This window comes from Chthonomonas sp. (assembly GCF_035294165.1).
Lineage (GTDB): Bacteria > Armatimonadota > Chthonomonadetes > Chthonomonadales > Chthonomonadaceae > Chthonomonas.
On sequence record NZ_DATGLN010000085.1, the window covers coordinates 1 to 4691 of the forward strand.

Below are 4691 nucleotides of genomic sequence, written 5' to 3' on the forward strand. Positions count from 1 at the left end.
GGGGAACAGCAGCTATGAGGGGCGCTACATTTTTGCCGGTCAGCGCACGAAAACGGCGCCTCTCGCGCAAACCCCTTCGGGGTTTGTATATTCCGGCGGCTCGGCAGCCACCGGAGATGGGGACATTAGCCTCGATGTCAATGTGGGGGAATCGGTGACGATCAACGTTACCGGTGACCAGGTGTTTATGCCGATTCTGAATACCCTGAGGTCGCTGCAAAACGACATTGCAAACGGGCAACTCTCCACCGTCTCCAACGTGGATGTGGCCAACATAGATACGCAATTGGGCAATCTGCTAAGCGTGCGCGCGGGGGTCGGCGCCAAGATAGACATGTTGAACGGAGAGAAACTGCGAAACTCACAGGTCTCTATCGGCAATACCAGCCTGCTCGCTCAAGTGCAGGACACCGATATGGCTAAGGGCATGGTAGACCTACAGACCGCCCAAACGGCCTATCAGGCGGCGTTAATGGCCACAGCCCATGCCTACCAGTATAGCCTGCTGGATTTTCTCAGGTAGGCCTAAGAACCTTATTCTAAATGAAAGTGAAAAAAGATGGTTATGGTACTCGACAAACAGGTTCATAATGGTGAAATATATAGTGTTTCGACGGAGGGGCAAGAGGTCGCTCAAGATGCGTGCACAACGGGTATAGCCCCTGCTACCTTTCGGGTCGAGACGACACGCTTCGGCACATTGGAGGTTGCATCCGATCTGGTGCTCACCTTTCCCGAAGGGCTTATCGGCTTCGAGATGTTCACACGGTATACGGTGGTCTGTACGGACGATCAAGGTGTGTTGCGATGGCTGCAGTCGCTAGACGAGCCTGCCCTTGCCTTCCCTATTATTCAGCCGGGAATCTTTCGACCGGACTATACACCCACGATCTCAGATCAAGATGCCCGTTTCTTGGGGCTTACACCGGAGATACCGGCGTTGGTTTTTGCGGTGGTGACGGTTCCACCAGGGCGCCCTCGTGAGATGACGGCCAATCTGCTCGGCCCTCTGGTTATCAACCCATTAACGCGCGTGGGCAAGCAGGTGATCGTACAAGACGAGCGTTATAGCACAAAGCACCATATTATGGAGGAGATTCTGAAAAATCTCACCGGCTCCGAAAGGCCTGTCGGTGCGGTGCCCAGCCCTACCAAATCGCGTAAAAGGAGCCAGCGCATCGCTTAAACGCGCTTGTGCCTTCGTATTGAGCAAAAAAGTTCTAGGGGCTAGGGAGGGGGTCACTGTGTTCAGCCCTCTTCTCTAGTCCCATTCTGTTTCATCTCCGATAGCTTCAAAACGACGAGAGGCGTTTCCAACAACAGAACGAACCTCTTCTCCCCGACGTACCGAAAGGGTAGAACCCTGCAGCTTCTTCAGAAAGGAGAAGCCTCTCTACGTTAACGAAGTTGCGAAGGAGCCATGGCTATGTCGGAAACCATTGAGGTGATCAACCCCTATACGGGGGCGTGTGTGGGGAGGGTGCCGCGTGGGGGTGCCGCCGAGATAGATGCGGCGGTGCGTCGTGCGAAGGAGGCCCTGCCGACGATGCGCCACATGCCGTTGCATCGTCGTGCTGCCATTCTCAAGAAAACGGCGCAGCTGCTACAAGAACGCGCTGAGGCCTTCGCCCGGCTCATCACGCAAGAAACGGGAAAAACCATTCGCGAGACGCGAGCCGAAGTGGCAAGGGCGGCGGCCATCTTTGAATATGCCGCAGAGGAGGCCCGCCGTCTACACGGAGAGACTTTGCCTTTTGATGCTTTCCCAAACGGAGAAAACCATATAGGTTTCTTTCTTCGTGAGCCGGTGGGCATTGTTGGCGCCATTACGCCATGGAACGTGCCCCTTGCCTTGGCAGCGCACAAGGTCGCGCCGGCCCTAGCTGCGGGGAACTGCGTGGTGTTAAAGCCTGCAGAACAGACCCCTCTCAACGCGCTGAGCCTTGCAGAGGTTCTGCAAGAGGCAGGGCTTCCTGAGGGCGCTTTGGAGGTGGTAACCGGCTATGGTGAAGAGGCCGGCGACGCTTTGGTAACGCATCCGGACGTCGGTTTTCTTACCTTTACCGGAAGTCGTGAAGTTGGAATGGGCCTGCCTGCACGGGCCGGGTATAAGCGTGTGGCCTTAGAGCTAGGCGGCAACAGCCCGGTGATCGTAACCCAAAGCGCCGATATCGATCGGGCTGCAGAGGCCATTGTGCGAGGAGGCTATGCGGTAGCGGGTCAGCTATGTATCTCGGTTCAACGCATTTTGGTACACCGCACGGTCCGCGACGTGCTTCTCGAAAAGCTCATCGCTGGCATTCGTCGGCTTCGGTTGGGCGATCCGCTCGATGAGGCAACCGATGTGGGCGTGCTTATCTCTAAAGAGGCGTGCGATCGCGTGGAGAAAGCGGTGCAGGAGGCTGTGCAGGCCGGGGCCAGAGCAGCAATCGGAGGCAAACGCCTTGGCCCTTCCGCTTTTGAACCGACCCTCCTCACCGATGTTCGGCAAGACATGCCGATTGCTATCAACGAGGCCTTTGCCCCACTTACGCTGCTTATCGAGTTCGACACATTAGCCGAGGCCATTACCATGGCCAATGCAACGCCTTATGGCCTGAATGCCGGCATCTATACGCGAGATATTGAGGAAGCCCTAAGTGCCGCAAACGCGATTGTGGCCGGTTCGGTGATGATCAACGAGGTGCCCACTTTTCGTTCCGATCTCATGCCTTATGGCGGCCGTAAGCAGAGCGGGTTAGGGCGTGAAGGGGTGCGTTTCGCCATAGAAGAGATGACGGAGACAAAGGTGGTCTGTATCCAAAGGCTTATCTAGGGACGATCTCCTTACGGAGGGAGCCTGGGGGCGGAGGGGGCGCCTGCTAGAACACCCTGCTTGTGAGGTAAGATTCTAAAGGGCAGTGGTTTGAAATCGTCACTTTGGGCTGCCATGCGAACAGGCTCTTAGAAACCATTGAAGGAGCCGTAGAGCGAAGGAGGGCTAGGGATGATCACGAAACAGCAGCTTATGGAGGCACGACGGCAAGCCCTTGAGTACTTTTCTCGCGCCGGTATCGTTCTCACTCCAGAGGAACAGGAGCGCATTGAGGTGGCCGATTTCGGGCTAAGCGATCTCGAGCATACTGGCCTCGAACTGATTACCTATGTAAACACCTCACGTTGCTGTGCAAAGGAGTTGGTGCTATTTCCGCATCAAACGTGTCCCGAACATCGTCACCCGCCGGTAGGGAGCGATCCGGGGAAGGAGGAGACGTTCCGCTGTCGGTGGGGCGAAGTCTATCTCTACGTTCCCGGTGAACCCACTCCACAACCTCGCGCCGTGCCGCCAAAGGGTCGAGAGCCTTACTACACCGTTTGGCATGAGATCGTGCTGCGCCCCGGTGAGCAGTACACCATTCCTCCCAACACATTGCACTGGTTTCAGGCCGGTGAGGAGGGAGCGGTTGTCAGCGAGTTCTCGACGACAAGCCGAGATGAGTTTGATATTTTTACCGATCCGCAGATCGAGCGAATGACACGTGTGGTCTAGGCGAGGGTGAGCATCTTCGATGAGAGGAGATAGATCCATTTTTTTGTCACGGCAAGGGCCTTTAGCATGTCTGTTTTTAGGCCTTGTGCTGGCGCCTATGGGAGCGTTCGGTCAGGTAAGTCCCTCGCGGACGCAGCCCTCGGTCCCTCATGCAGGCACCTCGACGTCTCTAGAAGAGAGCTTTCAACATGCGGTTACGCTCTTCAATTCCGGTAAGCTCGACGATGCGGAAGCGATTTTCCGTCGTCTTAATGCCTCCGATCCTAACAACGTGAGCGTCCTCACCTATTTAGGGCTGATTGCCCTTCGCCGACGAGACTATGCAGGTGCTCTAGAGCCTCTCAAGAGGGCTGCACAACTTCAGCCTAACCAGCCCGAAACCCATATCAACCTCGGAAACGCCTACGATGGTTTGAAACGCTATGCCGATGCCATCGGCGAATTTCAGCGCGCTGTTGCCATTGACCCGAAATCTGTGAGCGCCTACTACGATCTCGGCAGCGTCTACTTTGAGATCAAGGAGTACGCCAAGGCGGTAGATGCTTACCGCCATGCGGCCGGCCTAGACCCAAACGATCCTGAAGTGCAAAACAACTATGGCGTCGCTCTGGAGGCGGCCGGGAATCTCTCATCGGCCGTGCAGGCTTACACACGGGCGCACCGGTGCGACCCCCATAACGCCACGTATGCCCTCAATCTCGGTCTGGCGTTGCAGAAAATGGCCCGTAAGGCACAGGCAGCCCACAATCTAGATCGTGCCGGTGCCCTATGGAGACAAGCACGCATTGCCTTTGCCGATGCCGTGTCGCAGGAACCCAACGATTATGCTCTGCGGGAAACCTATGCCGAAGCCTTAGACGAGATGGGGGAGTATACCTTAGCTATTCCTCAGTTCCAGAAGGCGCTGGCTTTGAAGCCCGAATCGTTTCGCACCTATCTCCACTACGGCATCACTTTGGTGCATCTCGGTCGCTATGCGCAAGCGGCGCCTGTGTTGCAACATGCTTTAAGCCTTCGTCCCGATGATCTGCAAACGCTGCGGCTCGTTGGGTTTGTTGAATATAAAATTGGGAACTACTCGGCAGCGGCACATGCCTATCAACGCCTTACAGAGCTTGATCCGCACGATTTGGCGGCTTGGAATAATCTTGGAGCTGCCCTA

Annotated in this window: 5 protein-coding genes; all 5 read left to right on the forward strand. The window is 56.0% G+C overall.

Features of this window, described 5'->3' with window-relative positions; translation table 11 throughout:
- Positions 1-523 (forward strand): flagellin (locus VKV29_RS04605; RefSeq protein WP_324200128.1); only part of this gene is annotated, 523 nt, incomplete at its 5' end.
- Between the two features lie 42 nt (positions 524-565).
- Complete coding sequence (gene fliW, locus VKV29_RS04610) at positions 566-1186, forward strand: flagellar assembly protein FliW (protein ID WP_324200129.1); 621 nt, start codon at positions 566-568, stop codon at positions 1184-1186.
- A gap of 240 nt (positions 1187-1426) precedes the next feature.
- Positions 1427-2815, forward strand: coding sequence for an aldehyde dehydrogenase family protein (locus VKV29_RS04615; RefSeq protein ID WP_324200130.1), 1389 nt, complete (start codon positions 1427-1429; stop codon positions 2813-2815).
- 171 nt (positions 2816-2986) lie between these two features.
- Complete coding sequence (locus VKV29_RS04620; protein WP_324200131.1) at positions 2987-3529, forward strand: D-lyxose/D-mannose family sugar isomerase; 543 nt, start codon at positions 2987-2989, stop codon at positions 3527-3529.
- Positions 3530-3572: 43 nt separating this feature from the next.
- On the forward strand, positions 3573-4691 hold a 1119-nt coding region (locus VKV29_RS04625), incomplete at its 3' end, for a tetratricopeptide repeat protein (RefSeq protein WP_324200132.1).